The 26,457-nt window shown below is 60.0% G+C and carries 24 protein-coding genes; 13 read left to right on the forward strand and 11 right to left on the reverse strand.

Annotated features, from left to right (window positions below):
• Positions 1–191 precede the first annotated feature (191 nt).
• Both ACM608_RS05685 and ACM608_RS05690 read left to right on the forward strand, forming a co-directional pair.
• Positions 192–1,769 carry a class I adenylate-forming enzyme family protein gene (locus ACM608_RS05685; protein ID WP_419682285.1) on the forward strand — a complete coding sequence of 526 codons (1,578 nt, stop codon included), beginning with the start codon at positions 192–194 and terminating at the stop codon, positions 1,767–1,769.
• A gap of 33 nt (positions 1,770–1,802) precedes the next feature.
• Positions 1,803–2,930, forward strand: a complete 1,128-nt coding sequence (locus ACM608_RS05690) for an alcohol dehydrogenase catalytic domain-containing protein (RefSeq protein WP_419682286.1) — start codon at positions 1,803–1,805, stop codon at positions 2,928–2,930.
• Between the two features lie 144 nt (positions 2,931–3,074).
• Here the strand turns inward: ACM608_RS05690 and ACM608_RS05695 are convergent, their stop codons facing one another.
• From ACM608_RS05695 to ACM608_RS05715, 5 genes are all read right to left on the reverse strand, one after another.
• Entirely contained in the window at positions 3,075–3,773 is a 699-nt protein-coding gene (locus tag ACM608_RS05695; RefSeq protein WP_419682287.1) for a TetR/AcrR family transcriptional regulator, read from the reverse strand.
• Positions 3,774–3,904: 131 nt separating this feature from the next.
• Positions 3,905–4,159 (reverse strand): cytochrome C oxidase subunit IV family protein, encoded by a 255-nt coding sequence (locus tag ACM608_RS05700; protein WP_419682288.1) that lies wholly within the window; start codon positions 4,157–4,159, stop codon positions 3,905–3,907.
• Positions 4,156–4,755: a cytochrome c oxidase subunit 3 gene (locus tag ACM608_RS05705; protein ID WP_419682289.1), complete on the reverse strand. Its 600-nt coding sequence runs from the start codon at positions 4,753–4,755 to the stop codon at positions 4,156–4,158. Before ACM608_RS05705 ends, ACM608_RS05700 begins: the two co-directional genes overlap by 4 nt.
• 6 nt (positions 4,756–4,761) lie before the next feature.
• Positions 4,762–5,415, reverse strand: a complete 654-nt coding sequence (locus ACM608_RS05710) for a hypothetical protein (protein WP_419682290.1) — start codon at positions 5,413–5,415, stop codon at positions 4,762–4,764.
• A 465-nt stretch (positions 5,416–5,880) separates the two neighbouring features.
• A complete protein-coding gene (locus tag ACM608_RS05715; protein WP_419682291.1) occupies positions 5,881–7,179 on the reverse strand; it encodes a TetR/AcrR family transcriptional regulator in 1,299 nt (432 codons plus the stop codon).
• Between the two features lie 226 nt (positions 7,180–7,405).
• On the opposite strand from ACM608_RS05715, the gene ACM608_RS05720 reads away from it, so the two are divergent.
• The 5 genes from ACM608_RS05720 to ACM608_RS05740 are packed head-to-tail and all read left to right on the forward strand — an operon-like array spanning position 7,406 to position 13,606.
• A complete protein-coding gene (locus tag ACM608_RS05720) occupies positions 7,406–8,356 on the forward strand; it encodes a DUF7064 domain-containing protein (protein ID WP_419682292.1) in 951 nt (316 codons plus the stop codon).
• A 56-nt stretch (positions 8,357–8,412) separates the two neighbouring features.
• Complete coding sequence (locus tag ACM608_RS05725; RefSeq protein ID WP_419682293.1) at positions 8,413–10,788, forward strand: TonB-dependent receptor; 2,376 nt, start codon at positions 8,413–8,415, stop codon at positions 10,786–10,788.
• A gap of 29 nt (positions 10,789–10,817) precedes the next feature.
• A complete protein-coding gene (locus ACM608_RS05730; protein WP_419682295.1) occupies positions 10,818–11,804 on the forward strand; it encodes a DUF7064 domain-containing protein in 987 nt (328 codons plus the stop codon).
• A 36-nt stretch (positions 11,805–11,840) separates the two neighbouring features.
• Positions 11,841–13,055 (forward strand): phosphotransferase family protein, encoded by a 1,215-nt coding sequence (locus ACM608_RS05735; protein ID WP_419682296.1) that lies wholly within the window; start codon positions 11,841–11,843, stop codon positions 13,053–13,055.
• 29 nt (positions 13,056–13,084) lie between these two features.
• Positions 13,085–13,606, forward strand: coding sequence for a hypothetical protein (locus ACM608_RS05740; protein ID WP_419682297.1), 522 nt, complete (start codon positions 13,085–13,087; stop codon positions 13,604–13,606).
• Positions 13,607–13,701: 95 nt separating this feature from the next.
• Here the strand turns inward: ACM608_RS05740 and ACM608_RS05745 are convergent, their stop codons facing one another.
• Both ACM608_RS05745 and ACM608_RS05750 read right to left on the reverse strand, forming a co-directional pair.
• Positions 13,702–14,052 carry an EthD family reductase gene (locus ACM608_RS05745; protein WP_419682298.1) on the reverse strand — a complete coding sequence of 117 codons (351 nt, stop codon included), beginning with the start codon at positions 14,050–14,052 and terminating at the stop codon, positions 13,702–13,704.
• Between the two features lie 636 nt (positions 14,053–14,688).
• Complete coding sequence (locus ACM608_RS05750; protein ID WP_419682299.1) at positions 14,689–15,405, reverse strand: MerR family transcriptional regulator; 717 nt, start codon at positions 15,403–15,405, stop codon at positions 14,689–14,691.
• 139 nt (positions 15,406–15,544) lie between these two features.
• Here ACM608_RS05750 and ACM608_RS05755 point away from each other — a divergent pair, with 139 nt between their 5' ends.
• Positions 15,545–16,831 (forward strand): cytochrome P450, encoded by a 1,287-nt coding sequence (locus tag ACM608_RS05755; protein WP_419682300.1) that lies wholly within the window; start codon positions 15,545–15,547, stop codon positions 16,829–16,831.
• An 88-nt stretch (positions 16,832–16,919) separates the two neighbouring features.
• Positions 16,920–18,002: a zinc-binding dehydrogenase gene (locus ACM608_RS05760; protein WP_419682301.1), complete on the forward strand. Its 1,083-nt coding sequence runs from the start codon at positions 16,920–16,922 to the stop codon at positions 18,000–18,002.
• A gap of 84 nt (positions 18,003–18,086) precedes the next feature.
• Here the strand turns inward: ACM608_RS05760 and ribB are convergent, their stop codons facing one another.
• Together ribB and ACM608_RS05770 are read right to left on the reverse strand one after the other, a co-directional pair.
• The gene (gene ribB / locus ACM608_RS05765) at positions 18,087–19,184 is read right to left on the reverse strand and encodes a 3,4-dihydroxy-2-butanone-4-phosphate synthase (RefSeq protein ID WP_419682302.1); all 1,098 of its coding nucleotides are present in this window, start codon (positions 19,182–19,184) and stop codon (positions 18,087–18,089) included.
• Positions 19,181–19,972 carry a DUF2889 domain-containing protein gene (locus ACM608_RS05770; RefSeq protein ID WP_419682303.1) on the reverse strand — a complete coding sequence of 264 codons (792 nt, stop codon included), beginning with the start codon at positions 19,970–19,972 and terminating at the stop codon, positions 19,181–19,183. The genes ribB and ACM608_RS05770 overlap by 4 nt, the downstream gene beginning before the upstream one ends.
• Positions 19,973–20,052: 80 nt before the next feature.
• On the opposite strand from ACM608_RS05770, the gene ACM608_RS05775 reads away from it, so the two are divergent.
• Positions 20,053–20,763: a TetR/AcrR family transcriptional regulator gene (locus tag ACM608_RS05775; protein WP_419682304.1), complete on the forward strand. Its 711-nt coding sequence runs from the start codon at positions 20,053–20,055 to the stop codon at positions 20,761–20,763.
• Between the two features lie 5 nt (positions 20,764–20,768).
• Here ACM608_RS05775 and ACM608_RS05780 read toward each other — a convergent pair whose 3' ends face one another.
• Positions 20,769–22,361, reverse strand: coding sequence for a class I adenylate-forming enzyme family protein (locus ACM608_RS05780; RefSeq protein WP_419682305.1), 1,593 nt, complete (start codon positions 22,359–22,361; stop codon positions 20,769–20,771).
• Positions 22,362–22,544: 183 nt separating this feature from the next.
• On the opposite strand from ACM608_RS05780, the gene ACM608_RS05785 reads away from it, so the two are divergent.
• From ACM608_RS05785 to ACM608_RS05795, 3 genes are all read left to right on the forward strand, one after another.
• Positions 22,545–23,699, forward strand: coding sequence for an LLM class flavin-dependent oxidoreductase (locus tag ACM608_RS05785; protein ID WP_419682306.1), 1,155 nt, complete (start codon positions 22,545–22,547; stop codon positions 23,697–23,699).
• A 34-nt stretch (positions 23,700–23,733) separates the two neighbouring features.
• On the forward strand, positions 23,734–24,834 hold the full coding sequence (locus ACM608_RS05790; protein WP_419682307.1) for an LLM class flavin-dependent oxidoreductase: 1,101 nt from the start codon (positions 23,734–23,736) through the stop codon (positions 24,832–24,834).
• A gap of 96 nt (positions 24,835–24,930) precedes the next feature.
• Positions 24,931–25,689, forward strand: coding sequence for an SDR family NAD(P)-dependent oxidoreductase (locus ACM608_RS05795; RefSeq protein ID WP_419682308.1), 759 nt, complete (start codon positions 24,931–24,933; stop codon positions 25,687–25,689).
• A gap of 100 nt (positions 25,690–25,789) precedes the next feature.
• Here ACM608_RS05795 and ACM608_RS05800 read toward each other — a convergent pair whose 3' ends face one another.
• The gene (locus tag ACM608_RS05800) at positions 25,790–26,434 is read right to left on the reverse strand and encodes a carboxymuconolactone decarboxylase family protein (RefSeq protein WP_419682309.1); all 645 of its coding nucleotides are present in this window, start codon (positions 26,432–26,434) and stop codon (positions 25,790–25,792) included.
• Between the last annotated feature and the right edge of the window lie 23 nt (positions 26,435–26,457).

The raw sequence follows: 26,457 nt of genomic DNA on the forward strand, positions 1-26,457 counted from the left end.
GGTGTGGCAGCTCTTAGTCACTCGGTCGCAGAGCACCCGATCGTCGCAACTCCAGAGCCGGATGGTGTCGAAGAGGGTCGGAAATCGGTATGGCAAGTGCTGCTGTAGCTTCACCTGAGCCACAGATGAGGCCGCCACTCACCGAGTCTTACTGGCCGGCGGATCTATCTCGGCCTCTCATCTCGCAATCCGTGGGGGACGCTCTTAGGGAAGCGGTCCGTCTCGTGCCGGATCGGGTCGCCCTGGTGGAGGGCGTTCCGGAGCACTCCGCCCGTAGACGATGGTCGTACCGGCAATTGCTGGAGGACGCGGAGCGAGTGGCTGGAGCGCTACTCACGCGCTTCGCCCCGGGTGATCGCATCGCGATCTTCGCCGGAAACTGTCCGGAATGGATCTTGGTCGAGTATGGCGCGGCGCTTGCCGGCATGATTCTTGTTCCAATCAATCCTGCCTATGAGGTTCAGGAACTGGCAACCATATTGCAGGGTGCCGAAGTAGCTTGCCTCTTCTACGCCGATACGTATCGGAACCGGCCTCTCCTGCCGGTGATCGAAGCGGCGCGGGTGATCGTCACGGAGCCGCCTGAGATCATCTCCTTTGATAGCTGGTCGAGCTTCATCGCCAACGAACCTGGGGCCGTTCCTCTTCCAGATGTCGGCGCCGATCAGACGGTGCTGATACAGTTCACTTCGGGGACCACGGGGAAGCCCAAGGGTGCGCTGCTTCATCATCTAGGCATCATGAACAGTGCCCGCTTCGTTGCGGAGCGTGCGGAGTTTCCGAGCGGCGGCGTATGGATCAATGCGATGCCTCTATTCCACATCGCGGGCTCGGTGGTGACACTACTCGGCACGTTGAGTGCGCACGGCACATATGTCCTCGCACCGGCCTTCGAAGCCGGACTCATGCTAGAGCTGTTTGAGTCCGAGCGGGGAAATGCCAGCCTGATCGTTCCCACGATGATCATCGCGATGCTGGAGCATAAGGATCTCCATCAGCGGGACCTTTCATGCGTCACGACGATCCTGACCGGTGCCGCGCCCGTGCCAGCGGCCCTCGTAACGAGAACAAAGGCGGCATTTGGATGTGGACTCACCATTCTTTTCGGGCAGACCGAAATCAACGGCGTGGCCTGTCAGACCCGGCTAACCGACGCGACCGCCGATCAGGCCGAGACGCTTGGGCAACCGCTTCCGCAAACCGAGCTTTGTATCGCGGATCCCCAGACGGGAGAAATCGTCCCCATCGGACATTCGGGTGAGATCTGCATTCGCGGCTATCAGACGATGCGCGGGTATTACGGCCTTGAGGAGGCCACGCGCGATACCATCCGGCCGGATGGTTGGCTGCGCACAGGTGATCTGGCCGCGATGGACGAAAGGGGGTATTTGAGGATCACCGGCAGGCTGAAAGACCTGATCATACGCGGCGGTATGAACATCTATCCTCGCGAGATCGAAGAAACCCTGTTTGATCATCCAGGTGTAACGCAGGTCAGTGTTGTCGGGATCGAGGACGAGCGCTGGGGTGAAATCATCGCTGCCGTCATATTGCCTTCGTGCGTTCCCCCGCCACATCCCAACGAGCTCTTCGAACATTGCAGAAATCGTCTCGCCTCTAACAAGGCACCAACCGCATGGTTCTTCGTAGGAAGCTTTCCGCTTACTCCGTCTGGAAAGATCCAGAAGTTCGCCTTGATCGAAGAGATCAAGGCCGGCCGCCTCACGCCTGTACCGTGGGAGAAGAAGTCATCAAGAGTCACTTCGTGAACAAAGGGCTGAAATCAAACAGGAGAGTTGCACATGTCCGCTAATATTTCGCTATCGACGGGCCATGTGCATGATCACGGCGGCGCCGGACTCATGAGAGCTTGCCGTTACCAGGGCGTTCGCAAAGATCTCCTCGTCGAAGAAGTTCCTGTTCCGGAGATCGGGGCCGGCGATGCGCTCGTTCGCGTGGTTGCCTCGGGCATATGCCGGAGCGACTGGCATCTCTGGAACGGTGATCTCGCATGGCTCGGACTTGATATGCCCGCGCCGACCACGCTCGGTCATGAGATCGGCGGCGTGATCGAGCGGGTAGGCTCGGGAGTTCGACACGTTGAGCCCGGAATGCGTGTGACCATTCCCTTCAATCTTGCCTGCGGCTTCTGCCAATATTGCCGTGCAGGGGCGCAGCACCTCTGTGACAATCAACAATTCCCGTTTCTGGTCGAGGGGGGCGGCGGCTGGCAGCAGTTCATTCGCGTTCCAACGGCCGACGTTAACTGCATCCCTCTGCCCGATGGCGTGGACGAACTGACCGCTGCGGCGCTCGGCTGCCGGTACATGACGGCGTGGCGGGCGGTGGCGGATCGCGCGAACGTGGCCGGGGGAGAGTTCGTCGTTGTTCATGGATGCGGAGGCGTCGGACTGGCGGCCGTCCAGATCTCCGCGGCTCTCGGCGGACGAACGATCGCCGTCGACATCGATGACCAGAAGCTCGCGACCGCCAGAGCGGCAGGGGCTTTTGCGACACTCAACGTCAAGGGTATGGACCCCACGGAGGTCGGTGCCGCAATCAAGGATATGAGTGGCGGATCGGGAGCGGAGGTCGCCATTGACGCTCTGGGCGGCACCGCGACGACGCTTGGGGCGCTATACTCGCTTCGGAAAGGGGGGAGGCTTGCTCAGGTCGGAATGACCGGAAGGGCAGAGCAGGGTATCGTCGGCGTTCCCCTTGATCTTCTCGTGCTACAGGAACTTTCGATCATCGGGTCGCAGGGCAATCCGCAATCGGGATATCCGCGGCTGCTCGGTCTGGTCGCCTCCGGAAGGCTCAATCCCACCGCTCTGGTAAGCCGCCATGTCGGCCTTGAAGAGGTGCAGGGCGTCCTGGAAGACATGGATGAGTTCAAGACGACCGGCTACGTGATCATCACCCGTTTCTGATCGCATGGCGCCGAGCCGGCTGATCGACAGACCAGTGGGACCTACTTCGTCGAGCACATCGCTCGAACCGATCTGCCGGGGGCATCAACTTCGCTCGAATCAAGGCCGATGGGACAATCGGGATCAGTTTATCACTCCTTGCGACTAACCTCGAGCCGCCAATGCGAGTTCCAGACGATCCCCGAGAGTCGTGAGGCGTGCGACCTGGCGGTCCAAATCGCCAAACTTGCCGACGGTGACGATCATCCCGCGATAGATGACGTTTGTTATGCCGTCGGCTGTCTCGTTGATGTCGAAGTCACCTTCGTTGCGGAGGTATGCCCAGGTTTGATGCTCAATGCATCCGAATATCATGTCTCGCAGCAAGGACGGGGAGACATCGCTTTGGAACTCACCGGCAGCGATCGCTCCTTGACAAAGGCTGCGTATCTCGCCCGTGAAGCGACGATTGAGATCGAAGAACGGCGATGACCGGTAGCTCGCGCTCGGCCTAAGCTCGGTCAGCAGGAAACGCGTCAAGACTGGCTCGCGCTTAGTAATCTCGAGCGCGCGCCAGACAAGATGGCGTAGCCGGTTCCACGTACCCTTGATCGACGGAAGATTGGGATCTCGATTAAGATGCTCCGAAAACCAGTCCTCGGCTACGCGTACGAGAAGGTCGCGCTTGGTTTCGAAATACCTGTAGATCGTTCCTTCGACCACGCCAGCCTTTGCGGCGATCTCGGCCATGGACAGATCTTCATAGCCCCTTTCGCGGATCACCTCACGGGCGATCGACAGAATGTTCGCGATCCGTTGCTCGCTCGAGAGCCGTGAGGCGCGACGTCGTACGGGCTTAGCCATGAAGGCTATGAGTCACCACGATGATGAAAAGGCAAGTGGAAACAGTAGCAGGTCATTGCACCCGGCGGCAGCTGGTGGGCCTTACCGCCCTTCAGCGGCAGTAGGATCAATCAAGATCGATCAGGAACCATCTACCACGGAAGCACCGTCAGCCCCGTAAAGAGGATCGCGGCAATCACGCCGGTCCAAAGCAAGGTGAACTGCCGAAAGGGCCTGTGCGGCCATCGCAGGTGCATGAACTCCGAGATGACGAGGTTCACCTTCACCATCGCGGCCACAACGATGGCCAGGCCGGCGAATAGTGTCGCGGAGTGGGTCTCACCCATGGCGAAGCTTCCGAGGGTCAGGACGACAAGCGCTATGCCGGCTACGCTGGAGCGCGTCATCGAGTTCCTCCAGCGAGATACAGCATGGGGAACAGAACGAGCCAAAGAAGGTCGACCATGTGCCAGTAAGCGGCGGCGCTCTCTAGCCAGCGAAGGCGCTGACTTTCCTGCATGGTGTCCATCCGTCGGAGCGTGACCACGAGGACGCCAATACCTACGACGAAGTGCAGGAAGTGAATTCCGGTAAACGTGAAATAATAGGCGAAGAACTCGTTTGTGGTGAGTCCGATGCCAGCTTCGATCTTGTGTATGTATTCGACAGCCTTCGTTATCGCAAAGCCGAGACCGACCACGAGCGCGGCGATCAGGCGGAACTTGACGTTCGCCCATGCCCCGTTTCGGCCGGCCTCCACCGCTTTGACCATCAGCCAGCCACTGCCGATCAGGACAAGGGTGTTGAGCAGGCCAAGCAGCGGATCGAGGGAGGCGCGGGATGTGCGGTATGTGTCCGGGTCCTGCGCTTGCCCCATCATGAAAAGCAGGAAGAACACGGCAAACATTGCCATGTCCGCGCAGATGAAGAAGAGCACCCCTTCATCGCCGGGGAGAGAAGGCCGCTCCCCGGCAGGTTCTTCGTACCCCACGATGTCCTTCACCGTGCGCTACTCGCCAAGCTCGGCGCGCATTCGGTCGATCGCCTTCAGCTGATACCAGGTAACGATAGGAGCATAGACAAAGAAGATCGCAAATTCGATCCAGAAGTTGAGGATCCCGTGCCTCGCAAAGGCGCCATCCTTGAAGAAGGGCATGAAGCATTCCGCGACGAACATGAAGCCGACCCAAATGGAGAACCAGCAAACCCATTTGGGAAAAAAGGGTCGCGCTCGCTTGTCACGCAAGAAGCCGGCACCGAGCGCAAACATCTGAACCGACGTCACCGAATAGGCGAGATCGATCAGCAGCCACGCTCCATCGTAGAGAAGCTGTATGATGTTGTCGGGCAACGTGTCGGGACGGTATGTCGCCGTCAACCAGAACGAGCTCGACACGAGCACGGGAACGACGGTGAGGCCCGCACCCCAGACCTGCAGGTTCGTCAGGATGTGATCGCGGCCGAGGACGTGGTCCATTACCTTGCCGATCGAAATACCCCAAACTGCATAGCTGACCGTAAAGGTCATGCTGATCACCATTCCCAAACGGATCTCGGCACCATGCGTTCGAAAGGCGGTCGCGATTTCCGCCGCCGAGGCCGACGCCGCAAATGGCGGCAGGTTGCGCCCCAGCCAGCCCCAGAAGACGATGAATATGGCCATGAAGAGCATGCCGTTCCAGGCGCAGAAACGCAGCGTGCCCCAGCTGTTGTCCTGAGTTAATGGTGGTGTCGCCGTCGGTCATCCCCCAGTCGTGATTATTAGTTCGCGTGGTAAGCAACTTGGCCTTGCCGAATGGCCGCGTTCTACGATGATGTGCCTGCGGGCACTTCCAGCCCGAACAGGAACGTCAGCCAGCGTTGGCGCATGATTTCGGGGCGGCGAGACAGCGAGCACCCCCGAAACATCATAGACCCGGACCGAAGCCGTTTGGTCTCCGGCTCAGAAGCCGAGACTCCGCCCATCCGCATCCTCCCTAATAGATGCACCTACGCCAACTGCGTGACGTTTATACGCACGCTAGGCGAAGTCATGTGGTTGTCAATAGGTTTACGAAGTCTGGTTGATTGGCGTCTTGAGTGGCCTGCAAGACGGATGATCGCGTTCAGCTGACGGGCAGCTGTTAGCTCACGAAAGAAGCTTTTTCACCACATGCTCGATCCCGGGTCCTCTGACTGGTTCATCGTCGCAGACCGTCTCGTTCATCACCGCTTGTCCCTTCACCCAGATACCGAACGCGGCCGCCGCAGACCGGGCGATGCTGCAGGAGGGCGGCCAAATCGTCTGGCTTGCTCGATAGGTGCCCGATCCTTCGATCTTCCGCAGGTGCAGGATCAGCGGCTTCAGTTCCGGCACCCGCCGCGCCTGCAGAGCTGCTTGGCCGGTAAGCCGAGCGACACCGATGTAAAATCCTGCTGGGTGCTCGTCGCCTCTGGGGTCGATCAACTCTCCGAGCCGGTCTGCCCATTCCTGCAGTGTCGGGAAAGCGACTCCGCCCCCGCTGTTCGGGTCGATTTCCTTCGGTATGCCCTTGAACAGGGCCCGCCAAACGGCCTCATTGATGAAGGAGCCGGTGTCACCGAAGTGATACGTGATCATAGATAGCGAGCGATTGGCACGCTTGGCGACCCGGCGCAGGTTCAGTGACCGGATACCGCCCTTCAGGATCTCGGGTATGGCAACTTCAAGCAGCTGCTCCTTGAGGGATGAGGTTTCATCCTGGAGCGCCAAGGCGTGCGCCTCGACGCTCTGCCGGCTCATGAAGCTGGTGATCTCCGACCCGAAATTGTCTGGCGAGGCGTTCGTCAGCCGGGCCACCAATGCTCGCAAGGTTTCACCTACCAGAAGGACGTAATCCAATCCGTCCCAAAGCGAAAAGGAATAAACCTCCTCCATCATGACGTAGGTGTTCAGGGTGCGAGCGTTAGTTCCGTCCAGGCCCATGCGCTCCAGGTGGTTACGCCAGAACGCTTCGCGTCGCGAAATCCATTGCCGGAGCGGCTCCACGCTGTCGTCGACATCCGCAGCCTTGAACAAGATCTCCGACCAGAAGGGACCTGTACGGCAGATGCTGCGAAGTCGTAGGTAGGAGGAGACCAGGTCGAGAAGGCTGCGAGAGCTCAGGGTGAGCCCGTCAATCGTGTGGTCGAGACTGTCGTGCCACGCCGCATCTTCCTCAAGCGCTGCCCGCATCGCCTCGGCGATCAGCTCCCTCTTGCCTGCGAAGTAGAGGAAAACGCCGGCGGGCGAGCAGCCGGCAGCCGTCGCGACGTCTCGCAACGTCAGGTCGTCCAATCCGTCGCGCGAAATACCCGCCACTGCCGCTTCGACTAATGCGTCGCGGGTCGGGGTCGCTGGTGTTTGCACGTTTCCGTTCCTTGCCATGTGATTCTCTAAAGACCGACGACCAAAATAGGCAACGCTCACCGGTAAAAAAACGATGTGTCGATCACAGGCGAGAACCCATCCAGCTGAAATTGTTCATGGAAAGCTAAAACGGTCCACGTCTCGGTAAACGGGTTTACGGCTTGACGGAGTGTCACAGGTGTTGCAACATCATGACCAGGCGAAAGGCGGAAAACCGCACGTCCGCAGTTCCGACGCCACCATGGGCGCTTCGGATCTGTCGTTCCGCGCAAGGATGGGATGATTGATGGCTTTCGAGAATGTGACGACCGCTCTCCCGGCTTTGGCGATCGAGCATGACAACCGGCATCGCCTGCGGCCGGCTCCGCATTCGCGCGAAGGTGTGGTTTTCATGCTTTCCCTTCCGGAGGAGGGGCTTGCAGGCTTCATCTATCCCTGGATCAACGGTAACGGCACCGCGAACGCCGCGACCTGCATCTTCGGTCCGGGTGTCTCCGCGCCGATACAGGAGCGGTTCGAAGACGTTGCGGTGTCCGAGGACATGGATTTCTACGACTGGAGCGTCGGCGGGCTAAGGCTCAAGATCGACGAGCCTATGGTGAGCGCCGACGTCTCCTTTCATGGGGAGAAGGTTCAGCTGGATTACCGTTTTGATGGTATGCATCCGGCATATGCATTTGGCTCTCACAAGGACGGGTGTCCACAATACTACGCCGACGATCGCATGGAGCAGCACGGACATGTGAAGGGCGTCCTTCGAGTAGAGGGGCGGTCGATCCCGTTCGAGACGGTCGGTCAGCGTGACCACGCTTGGGGTACGCGTATCTGGGGGCTTAACCAGCACTACAAATGGTTCCACGCGACGACACAGACGTCTGCGGTCCACTTCTTCGAGATGCAGTCCTTCGGTGCGGTTCATGTGCGGGGTTTCGTCTTCAAAGACGGTGTGATGTCGCAAGTTGCATCGGTCGCGCACGAATATGTCTTTGATGACGACATGCATCATATCTCGATCGACGTGGTCGTGGTGGATGATCTGCAGCGGGTCACGCGCGTTGAGTGCGAAACCTTCGCCAAGTACCAGTTCAACGCTGATCCGAAGATCGTCCTGAAAGAGTCCGCCACAATTGTGAAGGTGGATGGCGTAGGCGGTGTCGGATGGTGCGAGTTCTGCTGGAACAAGGATTATTACGACCTTGCTCGCATCCATGCCGAGGAGTTTCAGCCGTACAAGTAGTCGCGCGTTAGTACATGAAAAAAAAGACATACAACACAGGATGAGGAGAGTTTTTCATGGGCATTCGTATGCGCCGTGCGGATCTGATGATCTGCAATATCCTCCTTGCGGCGATCTCGGCAGTGCCGGCGCTGGCGCAGGACGCCGCAACCACAGGCGGCTTGGACGAGATTATCGTGACCGCACAGAAGCGTTCGCAATCGATCAACGACGTTCCGGTCTCGCTGACGGTCGCGTCCGGCAACCAGTTGCGTGCCGCCGGTGTCGCCTCCACCGCGGATCTCGCGAAGGTTGTTCCAGGCCTGACCGCGCAGCCGTCGCCGATCAACACGCCGGTCTACACCTTGCGCGGAGTCGGCTTCTTTGAGTTCTCGCTTGCCGCGACGCCAACCGTCGCCGTCTATAATGACGAGGTGCCGCTTCCCTTCGGCGCGATGAGCAAGGCGACCGGCCTGGATCTGGAGCGAGTGGAGGTCCTGAAAGGACCGCAGGGGACTTTGTTCGGGCAGAACACCACGGGCGGCGCAATCAATTTCATTGCGGCGAAGCCGACTAATGATTTCCGTGCCGGTGTGGATGCTGAGTATGGCCGGTTCAATACCGTCGACGTGCAGGGCTTTGTCAGTGGACCGCTCACGAATACCCTGAAGGCTCGTATCGCACTGAGGGTAAAGAACGGGGATGCATGGCAGAAGAACCCCTTCCGCGACGACTCGCTGGGGAAGGTTCGGGAGAAGCAGGGTCGCATCCTTGTGGACTGGGAACCTGCCGATCGGCTCAAGGTGTCCTTCAATGTGAACGGCTGGACGGACAAGTCGGATAGCCAGGCGCCTCAGCGTACCGAAACGTTCATCAGCTCTCCGGGTAACCCGAACTCGGCGATCGTGGCGGCACTTCCGCCGCTCCCCAACTACAACAATCGCACTGCGGATTGGTCTCGGACCGGGGACTTCGGGACGGAGCGTCTGCCGCTGCGCCATGACGACAACTTCATCCAAGGGTCCGCCCGGATCGACTTCGAGCTTAGTGACGATATCAAACTTAGTACGATCTCCGCATATGAGCGGTACAAGACGGACTCATATCAGGACTATGACGGATCTGCTCTCAACATCGCTGACCTCCATAGCAAGGGTAAGATCGAGACCTTCTCTCAAGAGATACGCCTCTCCGGCAGCACCGGCGGTCTGATCTGGACCGTCGGCGGCAATTACGAAGACGATCGCGTGGACGACGCCTACATGTTCTATGCACAGGATGCGTCCACCAGCTATGTCGCCGGGCCTCTGCGCGGCGGGCCTGCCATCGCCATCAATAACCAGCGTATCAAGACGTATGCTGTCTTCGGCAACGTGGAGTACGAGATCGCTCCTCGTCTCAACCTGATCGCCGGCGCGCGCTATACCGATCGTCGTGCGCATCAGATACGCGCCGGCCTTTTCGACACGTCCGCTCCGTTCATCGGGGAGCGTCATCTCGATCCGAACATCTACAGCTTTCCCAAGGCGTTCACTTTCCTTCAGACGGTCCTTCCGCCTTTCGTCACCGATCCCATCACGCTTACGCCGACCGACAACGTCACATTCGGAGATGACGGTTATCCGCTCGTGAAGCCGCTGACGCAGCGGCTGAACGAGGACAATGTGTCCTGGCGAGCGGGCATCAACTACAAAACCGCCAATCGCGGTCTGATCTACGCGACGGTGAGCAAAGGCTATAAGGCAGGGTCGTTCCCGACGACCGCCGGCGCGACCGTGCGTGAATATCGTCCGGTGACCCAGGAGTCGCTGCTGTCCTATGAGGTGGGCTTCAAGCAGCCCCTGTTCGACCGTAAGGTGCAGGTAAACGGCGCGGCGTTCTACTATGACTACAAGGACAAGCAGCTTCGCGGCCGCGTGCTGAACCCCATCTTCGGCCCACTCGATGCGCTCGTGCAGATCCCGAAGTCGCGTGTCTGGGGCGTAGAGGGCGAAGTGACGGCACAGCCGGTCACCGGATTGCAGATCAGTGCTGCGGCCACTTACATCAATACCAAGATCAAGGAATTCGTCGGATTCAATCAGTCCGGTGTGCTTTCGGACTACTCTGGTTTCCGCTTCCCGTTCTCGCCCAAGCTGTCGATCGTCGCTGCGGCCGATTATGAATTCCCGGTGAGCGACACGCTCCACGCCTTTGTCGGGGTCTCTTCCCTCTCGAACTCCTCCACGACCGCCAGCATCGGCGACATTCCTCAGCTGCGGATTAAGGGTTATACGCTCGTGGATGCGCGTCTGGGCTTGAAATCGCCGGATGACGTTTGGCGTTTCTCCGTTTGGGGACGGAACCTTTTTAACACCAACTATTGGACAAGCGCCAACCAGTCCCAGGATGTGTATGTCCGGTTCACCGGCCGACCTGTCACCTATGGTGCTTCCGTCGGTTACCGCTTTTGATCCATACGAATTAACGGCAGGAGTAGAGAATGATTCAGGCCGACGTATTCAGTTTTCACGCGCGTGATCCTGCCGACTGGACCTGGACGGAGACGGTGTTCTTGTTCTTCTCCGTTCCGGAGGAGGGGATAAGCTGCTCGATCTATGTGCTTGCCCGTCCGAACCTGGGCGTTTGTCACAGCAGCATCGAGATTCACAAGGGGTTCTGCCATCATCCGTGGGAAGGCGGGTTCACCGACGCGCAGCTCCACCTGCCGTGTCCCGCCGACTTTTCCAATTTTACGCTTCCGAACGGACTTTCCTTTCAGAGCCGAAATCAGCCTCGTGATTTCGCGATCCAGTATCTCAGCAAGGATGGCGCGTGCAGGTTCGACGTCGACTACGTAGCCCTCAGCTATCCCTTCGATACCCACGACCCGAACGACAACCCTCTTGTCGCCCATAGCAAGGAGTCGGCGAACGTCCCCGGGTACGATGGGTGGCACAACGGCCATATGGAGAGCATCGGCCGAATCACCGGCAAGGTGACGCTGTACGGGAAGACCTACGAGGTCGATTGCATCGATGGCATGGACAAGAGCTGGGGGCCGCGGCCCGACTTCGGTCAGCAGGGGTCCAGCTGGTTCCATGTCGCCACCGATGACGGGTTTGCCGCCTTCCTTGCCATGGGACTGAACTTCGTCGACCGGGAAGTCACTTACGGGCCGCTCCGCTTCGGCTTCGTCGTCGTCGATGGCGAGAAGACCGGGATCGTCGAGGCAAGCATGTCGTCGCAGCGGAGCGATATGCTGGTGATGCGTACTGTGGTCGACTTCAAGGATGCGAAAGGTCGTACCTACCATGCGGTAGGCACGGCGCTGGCCGCGGCTCCCTGGTACACGTTCAATCCGGCTTGCGTGTCGTTTCAGACATTGCTGAGGTGGGAGTGCAACGGCAAAACAGGGGCGTCGCACTTTACGGACTTCATGGGCTTGAATTTCATGACCCAAGGTGTCGCACCGCGGCACGTTCCTTGAGCGGTCTCTATTAGAACAGATGACGAGGGGACTTAGGTGAGGCAGACCGACTGGCGTGATTGCCCGAGCGAGGCGAATATCGAGCGCATCCGCGGGGCTTTCGATGTGGAACCGGAAGTCGACCGCATCCTGACGCGCAAAATGCGGGCTAGGAGTCTGGCGCCATACGCGCACTTGACCATCGACCAGGTCGTTGCAGGTCTCCAAGGCCTCCTGAGTGCCCGTATCGGTGCTGGTTTCACCATCGAGAACGCCCGATGGTTGGCCGGTGGCGCGGCCAAGTTGCAGATGGCCTTCGACCTTCGGTGGCGCGGGTTGAACGGGACAGACGAATTCCGGGTTGATCCAATGGTCGTCCGCATGGGGCCGGCCGAGTCGACGATCGAGACGTCGCGCCAGCGGGAGTTCGAACTTCTCCGGGCCGTACAGGGGCATCTCGCCGCGCCTGAGCCCTATTTCGTCGATGGCGATGGCGAGTGGATGCCGTACCCAGCGCTGGTTTACGCATTCGCTGAGGGCGTGACGAAGCCTCCGTCGAGTGGCAGCGGTCAGGTTTCCGGGATCGGCATGGCGTTCTCGCCACAATGGCGGAGCAAGCTGGCACCGCAGGTGACGCGTGATCTCGCCGCTTTGCACCGGATCGACGTGGATCAGAAGTCGTTCGCGGCGCTCCAGGTGCCGCGGCCGGGTTCGAATGCGGGTATTCTCAAGCAGATCGACTGGTGGTCACGCGTTTGGGAGGAGGATCGCCAAGAGAGCGAGCCCTTGATCGAGATCGCCGGTCAGTGGCTGCGCCGCAATGCCCCGGCAACAGATCGGGTATCGATCGTTCATGGGGACTTTCGAAGCGGAAATTTTCTTTTCTCCCCGGAAACGGGCGAGATAACGGCCTGGCTTGACTGGGAATTGGGCGTTGTAGGTGACAGGCACCAGGATCTTGCGTGGATCACGGCATATGAGTTTGGCAATGTCGATGAGGACGGACGCACATTTCTCGCCTGCGGATTGATGCCGGTCGAGGCGCTGCTCACCGATTACCAGGACAAGTCGGGGTTGACGGTTGACCGCGACCGGCTCCGCTACTTCAAACTGTTCAATCTTTGGTACACGACGATCATCTGCCTTGCGACCTGTCATCGTTCGGCAAAGGGGGGCAAGTCGCACCAGGATGCCGTGGTCGCCTGGCTAAGTGGGCTTGGTTATCTCCAGCTTGAGCAAGTGCGCCAAACCCTTTGTGAGGTCGCGCGATGATACCGGAAATTGATACATTGCTTGCGTCGGTGTCAAAGGCCCTGAGCGACGTGGTGCGACCTTCCGTCTCGGGCGATAATCCCTTGGCGGTGGAGCAGATCGACCTGTCGATCCGCGCACTTTCATTCGTCCGTGATCGCCTGCCCATGTGGCACCGATATCTGCGGGCCGATATCTCGATGCATATCGATATGGCGCAAGCGGTGCGGGGGGACTTTCCCGCATTGGCCGGCGACGCCGAACTCGCCTTCGCTGTAGAGCAGGGTCGGCAGGCGCTTATGGATGCCCGCCTTTCTCCTTTGGAACTGCAGGCGCAGGCCGCGACACTGCGTGATGCAATCGAGGCATTCACCCGATCGGCACCGGAGGCGGTTCGCGATGTCCTTTCCGTGGCCATAGCCGAACGGTCCAAGCCGATACTGGATGCCGCCCGCGCATGGAACGGCCCGATGGGCTTCGAACGTAGCCCCGAAACAAGCGCGGAACTCGCCGCCTTTCTTACGCGCATCACCGACGTCGGGTTCACCGTGAGCGCGGGAGATCCGATCTGAGATGCTCGTGTACCGCCACTTCGAAGAACGACCTTCAAGCCGGAAGGTCGTCGCCTTCGGCGTGACTGCTCAGCTTGAAGGTTCGCCGGCACGAACTATGCCTTCTTTCCAGATCCACTGATCTCGGTAACTTGAATGGTAGGGACCGCATCGGTGTAGTTCGGTATGTCGGTTAGCAGATCAGGTCCGAACGCCGCGAATGAGCTGGTCCACTTCTCCAATGAGTCGAACACCAAAGTCGCTATCGCCTGATATGCCGCTGGCGCGACGTCATCCAAGCCTTTGGCGACCCACCATTCGACCAAGTCCATCTTTGCGCCCGCCATCGGCATATGCTGCTCAACATAATAGGTCCAGTCGAAACGCTCACTATGGGGGTATAGAACGTGAACATGTACTCGCGGCATAGCCCTCTCCAAGGAAGTCAAAGGTGCGGTACGCACCATGCAGGCACTATAGAACTCGCACGTTCGAAGGGCAATATCATGGCTTTCACGCCGCTCTTTAACGCAGCGTATGCCGCTTGGCCGATCTGACCTTCTTCCGACGCGACCGAAGCGGTGTTGATATGCCTCCACGCTCGCCATCTGAGTTAAGGGGTTCTGCTGACATCATGCCATTCATCGACTTCGCGTCGCAGGAGAACATTTCCACAAGATTGATGGAGATGGTGCAGGCAAACGAGGCAAGGTTATGGACGACGATCTCGCCAGTTTGTTGAGCCCGCGTGCCGGTCTTCTTGCCTGTGGGTGGTGACGCCGGCGTAATTGATCAGTATCCGCCTTTGTTCAAACTGACGGAGAGCCTTTCAATGGTCGCGCGTCAAGCAATATCTTGTTAACGACATCGGCTTGGCAAAAGGTGCCTTCGATGTACGCGCGACCCGCTCTCCCTGCTCGCCAGATCGAAGATTGTGACCTTCGCTCCTCAAGCGACGAGTGCATGTGCGGTTGCCTCGCCAAGGCCGGATGCGTCCCCGGTCACAATCGCAAGGTCGCGAAATTCCCGTCGCCGTCTAAGCTCGCTCGCATTAGGCGGACCATATGAGGCAGCCAACAAGAGCGCTGACGATCGGTACTAACTCAAGGGACCGGCCGGTCTCGAGACTTCGCTGGATCAACCGCTTCGTGGATGTTGCGCATGAATGCCTTGAGCCGAAGCAAGCCGAAGAAGTCTAGCATCAACGGCAGGGCACCCTGAAGCATCTTAGCGGCGCTTTCCTCAGATATCCGCCCAGCACTCCCCTTCAGAAAGATCTCGGCTTCTTTCGCGGCGACCTCCTCCGCCGCCTTCATGTAGAAGGCAATGTTCTCGGGGGGGAAACCAGTCTCTTCAACGAAGCCAAGATCACGAACCTGGGCCCAAATCTCGACTAATCTGGCGTCCGTGAGGCTAAGCTTCGCCTCGGAGCCGTCGGCGACGAGATCGACCATTCCCATTTGATCAAAGACCTGAGCGTCCGCCTCGGCTTTGACATTGCGCTCAGAGATCGAGGTGAGTGGTACAAGCCTAGTCTCGTCGAGACCGAAACGGATGGCAAGAAGCTCCTCGAGATGTTGGTAGGTTGTGGCGCCCGCTCCACTATCCAGACCATTGCCGTCCATCAGCTCCTTTATCTGATCGAGGGTAAGGCGGCTCCCTTTCTGGAGTTCGCGGATGACCATGATCGCGCGCACATGCGTCTCGTCATAATCGGCCTGGTTCCTTGCGAGCCGTGTCGGTTCCGGCAGCAAACCCTTCCGCAAAAGGATGCGGATCACCTCACGATCGACACCGGATTTCTCTTCGAGCTCACGCATTCGCATCTGATCAACTAACCTCTCCGCGGCATGGACGGCAACTCTTAGGATCGTTCGAAGCCAGCGCTGCGCTCGAACTATCTTGTCGCCCGCTGATCGCGCGTGTATCAAACACGCATAACGCGTGCTGTGAACACGCATGTATGATCTTCGTTATCTCAGGAGAGACCCGTTGGCCACGAACGTAGAAGATGCGCCTCGCTCGAAGGTCGATCGTCCTTCGCATGTTCCCGCAAATCGCGTTTACGAGATTGACATGTACGCACTCGATGGCATCGAAGGCGGCTACCACGAAGCCTGGAAGAAGGTTCAGCACCCTGGAATCGCAGACCTGATTTGGACGCCGTACACCGGCGGACACTGGATCGCTACGAATGGCGACACGGTCAAAGAGGTCTACAGCGATCCGGAGCGGTTCTCGAGTGAGGTGATCTTTCTGCCCAAGGAGGCCGGCGAGAAGTACCAGATGGTGCCGACGCGCATGGATCCGCCCGAGCACACGCCCTATCGGAGGACCCTCGACAAGGGCCTCAACCTCGCTCAAATCCGCAAGGTCGAAGGCAGGGTGCGTCAGGTCGCCGCGGAACTCATCGACCAGTTCGCCGGTAAGGGCGAGTGCGACTTCTCGGCCGAGTATGCGGGTGTTTTCCCGGTCTACGTTTTCATGGCGCTCGCCGACCTGCCGCTAGAGGACATCCCCATCCTCAGCGTGTTCGCACGTCAGATGACGCGGCCGGAAGGGAGCACTCCGGAGGAGATGGCAGCAGACCTGGAGGCCGGAAACAACGGCTTCTACGCCTATGTCGATCCGGTCATTCGCGCCCGGAAAGGAGGGACAGGCGACGATCTGATCACACTCATGGTGAATTCCGAGATCAATGGTCAGCCGATCGAGCATCAGAAGGCGCAGGGACTCATATCTCTGCTCCTGCTCGGAGGTCTCGACACAGTCGTCAACTTCCTCAGCTTCTTCATGATCCATCTCGCAAAACATTCGGCGCTGGTCGCCGACCTGCGCAGCGATCCGCTGAAGCTGATGCGCGGTGCCGAGGAGATGTTTCGACGCTTCCCCGTCGTGTCCGAAGCGCGCATGGTAGCGAAGGACCAGGAATACAAAGGTGTGACGCTGAAACGCGGCGACATGATCCTGCTGCCGACGGCGCTTCACGGACTGGACGAGACGATAAACCCGGAGCCTTGGAAGCTCGATCTCGAACGGCGCAGTATTCAGCACAGCACGTTCGGAGGTGGTCCACACCGTTGCGCCGGCCTGCATTTGGCGCGGATGGAGGTGATCGTCACCCTAGAGGAGTGGCTTAAGCGCATCCCGGAGTTCCGACTGAAGGAAGGCGCTGCGCCAATCTATCACTCCGGGATCGTCGCGGCGGTGGAGAACGTGCCCCTCGTCTGGGACGTGAAACGTTAAGCCAGCTTGTACTCGCTGACCGCAAGGATAGCGCCCGAGGACTGACCACGTTCTAAGAGATGCGATAGGAACACAGAGAGGATTGTTGATGTTAGGTCGTGCGTCCGTACTGGTGAAGCCGAACCAGCTCGAAACTTGGGACGTCGAGATCGCGGATCCGGAGCCAGGCGGCGCTCTCGTCTCGATCGTGCTGGGTGGTGTCTGCGGCAGCGACGTTCACATCCTCACCGGAGAAGCCGGCGAAATGCCGTTCCCGATCATCCTCGGGCACGAGGGGATCGGTCGCATCGAGAAGCTCGGAGCCGGAGGAACAACGGATTACGCGGGTGAAGAGCTGAAGGCTGGAGACCTTGTCTACTGGTCGCCTATCGCCCTTTGCCATCGCTGCTATTCCTGCAATGTGCTCGACGAGACCCCGTGCGAGAACACGCGCTTCTTCGAGGACGCCTCGAAGCCTAATTGGGGGAGCTATGCGGACTATGCCTGGCTCCCGAACGGGATGCCTTTCTACCGTCTCCCCGATAACGCTCAGCCAGAGGCCGTAGCCGCATTGGGATGCGCGCTTCCGACGGCGCTTCGCGGCTTCGATCGGTGTGGCCCGATCCGGCTCGGTGAAACGGTCGTCGTACAAGGCGCCGGTCCAGTGGGCCTGTCTGCGATCCTGATCGCGGCACAGGCGGGCGCGCGGGAAATCGTGGTCATCGACGGTTCGCCGATCCGCTTGGAGGCTGCAAGAACGCTGGGCGCAACTGTCGCGATTGGTCTGGATGTCTTGCCCGATGAGCGACGACGCATGGTGTACGATTGCGTTGGCCGGAACGGCCCGAATGTCGTGGTCGAAGCAGCGGGGGTCCTACGGGCCTTCCCGGAAGGCGTCGATCTGACCGGCAATCACGGCCGTTACATCATCCTTGGGCTGTGGGGCGCAATCGGCACCCAGCCGATCAGCCCACGTGACCTGACGATCAAGAACCTGACCATCGGGGGTGCGACCTTCCCGAAGCCAAAGCACTACTATCAGGCTCTGCACCTTGCCGTCGCCCTGCAAGACCGTTTGCCACTCAGAGCCTTGGTCAGTCATCGTTTCGGAGTTGCCGGCGCAGGCGAAGCGCTCGCGCTGACGAAGAGCGGGAAGACCATCAAGGCTGTCATAGATCCCACCGTTAGCTGACGAGCTGTCTGCCCGTTACGCGACTGCGCTACCGCTCCTCCATCATGAGGAGCGGTAGCGATGGTCCTGAGGCCTCGTGACCGATCACTCCTCCGCCAACGGGATACGATGCGATACAGACAAGCCAAAGCCCTCCAGAGCGGTGAGCTTGCCGGCGCTTGAGGAGAGCAGGATCATGTCACGCACTCCAAGATCGCGCAGGATCTGTGCACCGATTCCATAATCTCGATAGCCATGGGTATCGGCGTAGATTTTCCGGTTGCCCTTCACGCGTTCCGATGTCGAAGTCGGGCTCGGATCACGGACAAAGACCGCCACGGCAGGTCCGTCATGCTCCGCCAATCGGCGAAGCGCCGCAGGTACATAATCACGATGCGCAGCGCGCCATCCGAGAACATCTGCGGTAAGGTCGAGCTGATGAACCCGCACAAGCGTGGCGACGCCATCGCGCGGGTTCCCCCGTACGAGCGCGACATGCTCTCCGCCATCGATCACATTCCGGTAGACGACAATCGTGAAGTCGCCATACCAGCTCTCGAAGGGCGACTGAGCAACGCGCTCGACCAGAGACTCTGAGCGTCGGCGGTATTCGATAAGGTCGGCGATTGTGCCGATGTTCATCTGGTGCTCGCGCGCGAAATCTACGAGTTCCGGAAGGCGCGCCATTGAACCGTCAGGGTTCATCACCTCGCAGATCACGCCCGCCGGCGTGAGCCCCGCAAGCCGCGAGATATCGACGGCCGCCTCGGTATGTCCTGCCCGTACAAGAACGCCGCCTCTGCGCGCTACAAGCGGAAAGACGTGGCCCGGCGAGACGACGTCGTCTGCGCCTTTCGAAGCATCCACAGCCACGGCGATGGTATGTGCCCGATCATGCGCAGAGATCCCGGTCGTGACGCCTTCCCGCGCTTCGATTGATACAGTGAAGGCAGTGCCATGTCCTGACTCGTTGCGCTTCGTCATCGGCTGCAAGGCCAACTGCTCGGCGCGCTCTGCCGACATCGCGAGGCAGATCAGACCACGTGCATGCGTCGCCATGAAATTGATCGCGAGCGGGGTCGCAAACTGCGCGGGGATGATAACGTCACCCTCATTCTCCCGGTCGGGTGCGTCGACCAGGATGTAGGGCCGCCCGTTTCGCGCGTCCTCTATGATGGTTTCGATGGAGGAAATCTCAGTCATTTGGCATAGTCCCTGAGGCGATCTATCACGTGATTTGGCAAGGTCGCGGGCGTTACACCGAGGGTGAAATCTCGTACGTAATTGAGCGCCCCTCGCCCTTGCGCCCAGCGTTCGCCGGAATAGGACCAGCACATGCCTGCCATGCCAGGCGCATCCGACAGAGCGGGGGGCTGACCCTTATCAATGATATGCTGACGGCCGCGTGCGACGAACACGCCCCGCTGGAGCATTGTCGCCGCCATCAATGCGTCACCGGCAAATGACCGGCTCGCCCACTTTATGAAGCCGCTCATCAACGGGTGGCCGGCAAGCGCGGCGGGAGCAGAGAGCTGGAAACCGGAGAGCTGCCAGCGGTGGATGATTTCGCCGTCGCGGGCGATGGTGATCCAGGCGGGCGTATCGACCTGATCAGGGACAAGGATATCCCAAGTCGCTGACCGTTCGTGATGCGCGGCCGTCCAAACTGCCAGGTCGGTCAGATGCGTGCAGTTCAACGCTTGTGGCAGCCTTGCCATGAGTTGTCGCGCATCATCGCGGACGCCCGAGCCGATCAGCATCTCGAGACCGGTGATTGAACCCGGACACATGTCAGTGGGAGCACGAAGGAACCCGGCATCGAGACCGGTGATGCGATCACCGTTATGGTCAAGCATCAGCCAATAAGCGTGAAACGCGTCATCCACCTGAGCGACCACGCCGCCCGAAACTGGCCTGAACATGAGCCGCCGGCGAAATGCACCGCGCCCATAATGCGGGTTCAGGGGGAGGTGGGCGAGTTCGGCGATCATGACGTTCAGGCAAGCCGCTTCGATCGTGCCGGAGCCGCCTTGGTCAACTTTGCCGTTGACCTCTCGCGCGGGTGCCGAGCATGACTCTCCCGGGAAACAATCCGCGCTGGCGCGGGTCGGGGGCGTTCACGATGGGCAAGGTCAGCAACATTTCTCAGCGCCGGCGGTCGGCACAGACCGTCGGCAGCGCTGACTACGCGGCGAAGCGCGAAGAACTCGTTCGCATCGCGGCGCGTCTCTTCAAGGAGCAGGGTTATCAATCGACGAAGCTCGCCGATATCGCCCGCGAAGCCGGCCTCGATCGAGCAACGGTCTACTATTACGTTGGCAGTAAGGAGGAACTGTTCCGCGAAACGGTCGAAGGGGTTCTTGACGTCAACATGGCCGCCGCGGAACGGCTTATCGCCGATCGCTCGCTGAGCTGGCGGGATCGTCTCCACTCGATCTACGTAACGCTTATGGTCTCGTACGAGGAGAACTATCCGGCGACCTTCGTCTACATTCAGGAGCAGATGCACCAGGTGGGTGGGGAGGAAACCATCTGGGCGCAGGAGATAATGAAGAAGACCCGCGCTTTCGATCAGACACTCATCCGCTTCATTCGCGAGGCGATCGGGTCTGGCGAGTTGCGCGCGGACATTCCGCCGCGCCTTGTCGAAAACGCGCTTTTCGGCATGCTGAACTGGACGCACCGGTGGTTCACCCCGGGCGGTCCCATGACCGGGCTCGAGGTGGCTGAGGCCTTCTGGTCCATCTTCATCGACGGCATGGGATCGAAGGAGACCGCTTAGATCGGTCATAGTCGAGCACGAAGCGCCCGTTTGTCGATCTTGGTCGCCGACATCGGCCAATCGGTGGCTGCCATGAAGATGACCGCCCGAGGAACCTTGTAGCTTGCGATCCGCCCGCGACAATGAGCGATCAGCGCTTCCTCGTCGGCCGTCTGACCTTCGTACAACTCCACGAACGCTATCGGAACCTCATCCAGGCGGCTGTCCGGACGACCGACGACCTCGGCGGTCTTGACTGCAGGGTGGGTGCACAGGAACGCTTCAACCTCGATCGCGGCAACGTTCTCACCCCCGACCTTCAGCATGTCCTTGCATCGTCCACCGAAGATCAGGCTGCCGTTCGGCAAGCGCGTATAGAGATCGCCCGTTCTGAGCCAGCCGTCCGGATCGAGAGCCTCCTGCGTTTTTTCGGGCGCGTCCCAGTACCCGTCCATGACATTATATCCACGCACAAGGATCTCGCCCATCGTTCCGTCCGGAAGATCGGCACCTGTCTCCGGATCGACGATCCTGACTTCCACGCCAGGACTTGGCCTACCGTTCGTAGTGGATCGAGATTCACGGGACTCGTGCCGGTCGCATAATGCGAACACCCCGGCCGTCTCGGTCATGCCGCAGGCTTGCAGGACCTCGGCATCGGGGAAGATATCCTGAACTCGATTGACTAGCGTGGGCGGCGCGATGAGGAAGAGGTGCCGGAGGCTGGCGAACTTCGCAGGATCGAAGTCGGGGTGATCGATGATCCCCTGCACGATGGCCGGGAACCAGGGCCAGGCGAGCGTCACGCCATATTCCGCCATGAGGGCGATGGCGCGACCGGGTTCGAACCAGCTGTCCGCCAGGAACGTGCCGGCAACCCCGATCGATCCGATAAACGGCGCCAGGCTTCCGATGTGGAAAAGCGGCCCGCCTGCCCATGTGACGTCGTTGGCCCCAGACGATAGCCTGTATCGTGCCCGCTCGACCGGACCTCGGGTCACGGCCTCATGCGGCAGCACGCAGCCTTTCGGGTTCGCGGTGGTGCCAGAGGTGTAGATGATGAGGGCGGGATCGCGCACACGAACGCATCGGCGGGCATGGTTGATGGCCTCGGCATCGGTCTTATCGGCCGCGGTGAGGAAGGCATCTCGACCGATCACCGCATTTCGTCCCTCGCCTCGCAGCAGGACGATCTGGCGTAGGGATGGCGCGACGTTGCCACCCGACAACGCCTCTTCGATGACGGTGATGAAGTCGACCGGATCGGTTTCGTGTTGGCTTGTGAGAAGCACGACCGCATGCGCATTGCCGATAATGTAGCCGATCTCTGCGGCACGGTGCCGTGCGTTCAAAGGCACAGCGACACAGCCCGCGAGCATCGTGCCGAAAAGCGCCTCTGCGAACTCGATGCTGTTCGGGATCAGGATCGCGACGTGCTCGCCACGCTGTACGCCATGCGAGCGCAACGCCTGCGCCACGCGCAGGGCGCCCGAGGCCAGCTCGGCATAGCTTGCCGTCGCCTGTGGAAGCACCAGCGCCGTCCGGTCCGGATGTGATTGCGCCGCCCGCAGCAGCAGGTCGCCCACAGTGGCAACCTCGGTCGAAATAAACGGGGACATCTTCCTCTCCACCCACGCTCCAAGGCGCCTACGACCTTATTTGGAAAAACCTCAGCCAGTAGTCAACGCAAGAGTTGACAGCCCGCTTGTTGCTGTCCGATACCACCGTCAACACCTGTGATGACAGCGTGCCGGATGAACGTCGGGAAGGCGGTCATCACGGCTTCAGAAAGCGGGAGTGGGATGAAGTATCACCTGATGCAGACCGGCGTTGTGGGACGCCGGCACGAGATCGAGCAGGGCATGGCCGGTCAGCGACATGACCTCTACCAGCGCTTCCTTGAGGAAGTTCGCGGCTATGTGCAGCTCGCGGACGAACTCGGCTTCTACGGCTACTGCCAGCCCGAGCATCATCTTCAGATCGAGGGTTTCGAAGCGAATAATCATCCCGGCATGTTCAGCCTGTTCGTCGGCCAGCACAGCAAGAGGATGAAGGCCGGCATCATGGGTTACACCATGACGACCCACAATCCCGTGCGCGTCGCCGAGGAAATCGCAACCCTCGATCACATGCTGCAGGGGCGGCTGTATTGCGGCTTCACGCGCGGCTACCATGCGCGCTGGGTCGATGCCTACGGCATCAAGGATGGTGTCAGTGCGACCACCCCCGACAATGTCAAGGCGCGGGACGAGCAGGACGCGCGCAATCGCTCCTTGTTCGAAGAAGGCGTTCGTGTCGTCAAGAAGGCGTGGACCAGCGATGTCTTCAGCCACAAGGGCGACAATTGGCAGTTCCCGCCCGAGGGCGGTTCCACCGGGCATCCTGCCTACGCCAAGTTCGGCAAGGGGCAGGACGAGAACGGGATCGTTCGTCAAATCGGTATTGCGCCGTTGCCGTATCAGCGGCCTCATCCGCCGATCTATGGCGGCTTCGCAGCGTCCGGCCGGACGATCGACTTCTGGGCGGAAGAAGGCGGAAAGCTGATCGTCCTCTCCGACAATCTCGACTTCTGCGAGTCGCTCAACAATCGCTATATCGCGACGGCGGCGAAGAACGGCCGCGAAGCGACGAGGACGGACGCCTCTGCCTGGGGCGGCTTCCTAATGCTCACCGATGACAAGGATCGTGCCGAGTATCTGCTGAAGGAGCATATGTGGTTCTGGGACGAATGGTTCATACCCTTGGGCCAGCGTCCGCCGAACGTGCTGATCGGGTCCGCCGACGAGATTGCCGACAAGATCGGCCGGGCGCACGACCGGCTCGGCTTCGATGAGTTGTTTCTGATGTTCGGGCAAGGGCACCTGGAACCCGAAGCGAACCAGGAGGAACTCGACAAGTTCATCAGCAAGGTCGCCCCTCGCTTCTCGACGAAGGACGCGAGCGGCGTCTTCATCTGATCCGAACCAGAACACGTCTCCAGGAGAGAAAATCATGGCTATGCAGTGTGGGATCTTCATGACCCCATATAACCCGCCGAGCCGCACGGCCCGGCAGGTCTTCGACTGGGCGGTGGACATCGCCCGCATCGCCGACGAGGCGGGTTATGTCGATTACATGATCGGCGAACACTATACGCTGGGGTGGGAAAATATCCCCATGCCCGAGGCGATCATCGCGGCCTGTGCGCAGACGACCAAGTCGATCAGGTTCGCCCCGATGGCGCACCTTCTGCCGTACCATGACCCCGCGACCCTCGCGATCCGCATCGGCTGGCTCAGCCAGGTGATGGAAGGACGCTACTTCCTCGGCGTGGCGCCCGGCGGTCACCACACCGACGCGATCCTGCACGGGTTCGAGAACATTCGGGAATTGCCGCCCCGGCAGATCGAGGCGCTTCATCTGATGGAGCGGGTTTGGGAGGGCAAACCGTTCCTTGAGAAGGGAACGTACTACCAGGCCGGTTTTCCTGGACCTGAGACCATGCCCGAATATGACGTGATCATCGCGAACAATGGCCCATATGGCGGCCGCGAGAACCTCGAAATCGCGGTGACCGGTCTGTCGCAGAACTCCTCGTCCATGCGCTTCGCGGGCGAGCGTGACTACAGTCCGATCTCGTTCTTCGGCGGCACGCCGCAGATGAAGGCGCACTGGGACACCTGGGCCGCGGCGATGGAGTCCAAGGGAAGGACACCGGATCGCAAGCGCTATCGGGTCTGCCGCGATGTGTTCATCGCCGATACCGACGCGGAGGCGAAGAGGCTGTTCCTGAAAAGCGGGCTTGCCCAGACCTGGGCCAAGTACCTCAAGGAGATCTACGTCAAGTTCGGCCTCTTCAACGGCATCATCGCCGATTCCGGTAAGGATGTGACGCCGGACACGATCGACGAGGACTTCCTGGCGGAGCATGTCGTGCTTTGCGGGTCGCCGGAGACCGCCATAGAGAAGCTCGAGACCCTCGCCGACAAGGTCGGTGGCTGGGGCCAGCTCGTCTACAATCAGCATGACAGCATCGACGATCCGAAGCCTTGGGAGGAGTCGATCCGCCGACTGGCCACCGAGGTGTGCCCCAAGGTGCGAAACCCGATCTGATCGAATGCGAGACGGCGGTCGGCGTCCAACCCTCTACAAGTTCAGGCGGGGTGGCCGGAGAGGACGCCCCTTCCTTTCCTTTTTCGGAGTGACAAGATGGGGAATCGTCTGGACGGCAAAGTCTGCATCGTGACCGGTGCCGGCAGCGGAATGGGCCGGGCCTGCGCGATCGAGATGGCGGGGCAAGGTGGCCGCGTTGTGGTGTCAGACGTCAACGAGTCAGCAGCCAATGAAACCACAGCGCAGATTGTCTCCACCGGTGGCGACGCTGCCGCCTTCACTTGTGACCTTCGTCGTCGCGAAGAGATCAAGGCGCTGATCGAATTCACCGTCGCAGAGTTCGGCGGGATCGACGTCCTCCACAACAATGCCGCCGTGCACGAGACCGATCTCACGCCTCATACATCGATCGAGAATCTTCCTGAGGACATTTGGGACTTCGTTTACGAGGTGAACCTCAAGGCGCTCTGGCTGACGATAAAGTATGCCGTTCCGTACTTGAAGAACTCCAGAAAAGGCGCGTCAATCGTCAATGTCGCCTCAACGGGATCGTTCGTGTCCTATCCTCAGGCGGGCGCATATTGCGCAACGAAGGGCGGCGTACTGATGTTGACAAAGGCCGCCGCAGTCGATCTTGCGAAATACAACATCCGCTGCAACTGCTACTGCCCCGGGGCGATCGAAACGCCGATGGTCCAGAAATACTACGAAGCGGCGCCAGACAAGGACGCGATCATGTCCGTGCTCACCGGGTCGCACCTGATCCCGCGCCTGGGACGTCCGGAGGAGATCGCCAAGCTGGCTGCTTCCTCGCGTCCGAGGACAGCAGCTTCGTCACAGGTGCGGCATACGTGATCGATGGTGGGACACTCGCGTGGCGCGGGGTCAACGCCTAGCGTTGAAGATCCTACGCGGGGGGAGCAGCATAAGATACTCAACGAACGACTTCGCGTTGCTAGGCTGTGCCCTGATGGTCTGGCGCGGCACTCGCCAGATCAAGGACTTCCGCGATCGCGATATGGCCTGCACCCAAGGCGATCGCGTTCGCCAAATGGAGGCGAAATCCGGGCATGAAACGGTGGCTGGGCGTTGCGTCGCATGCCATCGCCGTCAGTTCCTTGATCCGCGCGCGCACTTGCCCGCTTTTCCAGGGTACGGCGCAGTACAGGAAGAAGGCTTCGAACTGATCGGGCGACAATAGCAGCATCGATCTGAGAAAGCCGGGAAGCTCTCGCTCGAAAGCTCTCCAGAACGGGTCATCGCCAACATACTTTAGCCATAGCTCGTCCTGCTGAGGCGTTAGTGTCTCGGCGATCTGATAACCGTTCGCTCGCGCCTGCTGCACGACGGACGCGCATGCCACCATGAGCGAATGAACGCCAAGGCCGGAAACGAGCGAAAGTATCTCCTGGATCTGAGCCGGCGTTGCGCCGGCGGCGAATGCGGCACCGACGCTTTCCGCAATTGCGGGTCGATCCAGCGAGGTCACGGACGAGCGAACCCCGAGATTGATCAATGCACGATCTAATTCGCTGAGCGGCTCGCCCCCCTCCGTGGCGAGATCAAGCGCCAGCTTTCGAATTTCCATTAACGACGTCACGATCTCTCCCCCTTCGCCGAGCC

The sequence above is a fragment of the Sphingomonas sp. ID0503 genome (genome assembly GCF_048565625.1).
Taxonomy (GTDB): Bacteria; Pseudomonadota; Alphaproteobacteria; order Sphingomonadales; family Sphingomonadaceae; genus JBLZUR01.

Coding starts and splice junctions, on each gene's coding strand:
- ACM608_RS05690 (WP_419682286.1), top strand. CDS start 1,803: ATGTCCGCTAATATTTCGCTATCGACGGGCCATGTGCATGATCACGGC.
- ACM608_RS05695 (WP_419682287.1), bottom strand. CDS start 3,773: ATGGCTAAGCCCGTACGACGTCGCGCCTCACGGCTCTCGAGCGAGCAA.
- ACM608_RS05700 (WP_419682288.1), bottom strand. CDS start 4,159: ATGACGCGCTCCAGCGTAGCCGGCATAGCGCTTGTCGTCCTGACCCTC.
- ACM608_RS05710 (WP_419682290.1), bottom strand. CDS start 5,415: ATGGCCATATTCATCGTCTTCTGGGGCTGGCTGGGGCGCAACCTGCCG.
- ACM608_RS05720 (WP_419682292.1), top strand. CDS start 7,406: ATGGCTTTCGAGAATGTGACGACCGCTCTCCCGGCTTTGGCGATCGAG.
- ACM608_RS05725 (WP_419682293.1), top strand. CDS start 8,413: ATGGGCATTCGTATGCGCCGTGCGGATCTGATGATCTGCAATATCCTC.
- ACM608_RS05730 (WP_419682295.1), top strand. CDS start 10,818: ATGATTCAGGCCGACGTATTCAGTTTTCACGCGCGTGATCCTGCCGAC.
- ACM608_RS05745 (WP_419682298.1), bottom strand. CDS start 14,052: ATGGTGCGTACCGCACCTTTGACTTCCTTGGAGAGGGCTATGCCGCGA.
- ACM608_RS05750 (WP_419682299.1), bottom strand. CDS start 15,405: ATGCGTGAGCTCGAAGAGAAATCCGGTGTCGATCGTGAGGTGATCCGC.
- ACM608_RS05755 (WP_419682300.1), top strand. CDS start 15,545: ATGTATGATCTTCGTTATCTCAGGAGAGACCCGTTGGCCACGAACGTA.
- ACM608_RS05760 (WP_419682301.1), top strand. CDS start 16,920: ATGTTAGGTCGTGCGTCCGTACTGGTGAAGCCGAACCAGCTCGAAACT.
- ribB (WP_419682302.1), bottom strand. CDS start 19,184: ATGACTGAGATTTCCTCCATCGAAACCATCATAGAGGACGCGCGAAAC.
- ACM608_RS05770 (WP_419682303.1), bottom strand. CDS start 19,972: ATGATCGCCGAACTCGCCCACCTCCCCCTGAACCCGCATTATGGGCGC.
- ACM608_RS05775 (WP_419682304.1), top strand. CDS start 20,053: ATGACTCTCCCGGGAAACAATCCGCGCTGGCGCGGGTCGGGGGCGTTC.
- ACM608_RS05780 (WP_419682305.1), bottom strand. CDS start 22,361: ATGTCCCCGTTTATTTCGACCGAGGTTGCCACTGTGGGCGACCTGCTG.
- ACM608_RS05785 (WP_419682306.1), top strand. CDS start 22,545: ATGAAGTATCACCTGATGCAGACCGGCGTTGTGGGACGCCGGCACGAG.
- ACM608_RS05790 (WP_419682307.1), top strand. CDS start 23,734: ATGGCTATGCAGTGTGGGATCTTCATGACCCCATATAACCCGCCGAGC.
- ACM608_RS05795 (WP_419682308.1), top strand. CDS start 24,931: ATGGGGAATCGTCTGGACGGCAAAGTCTGCATCGTGACCGGTGCCGGC.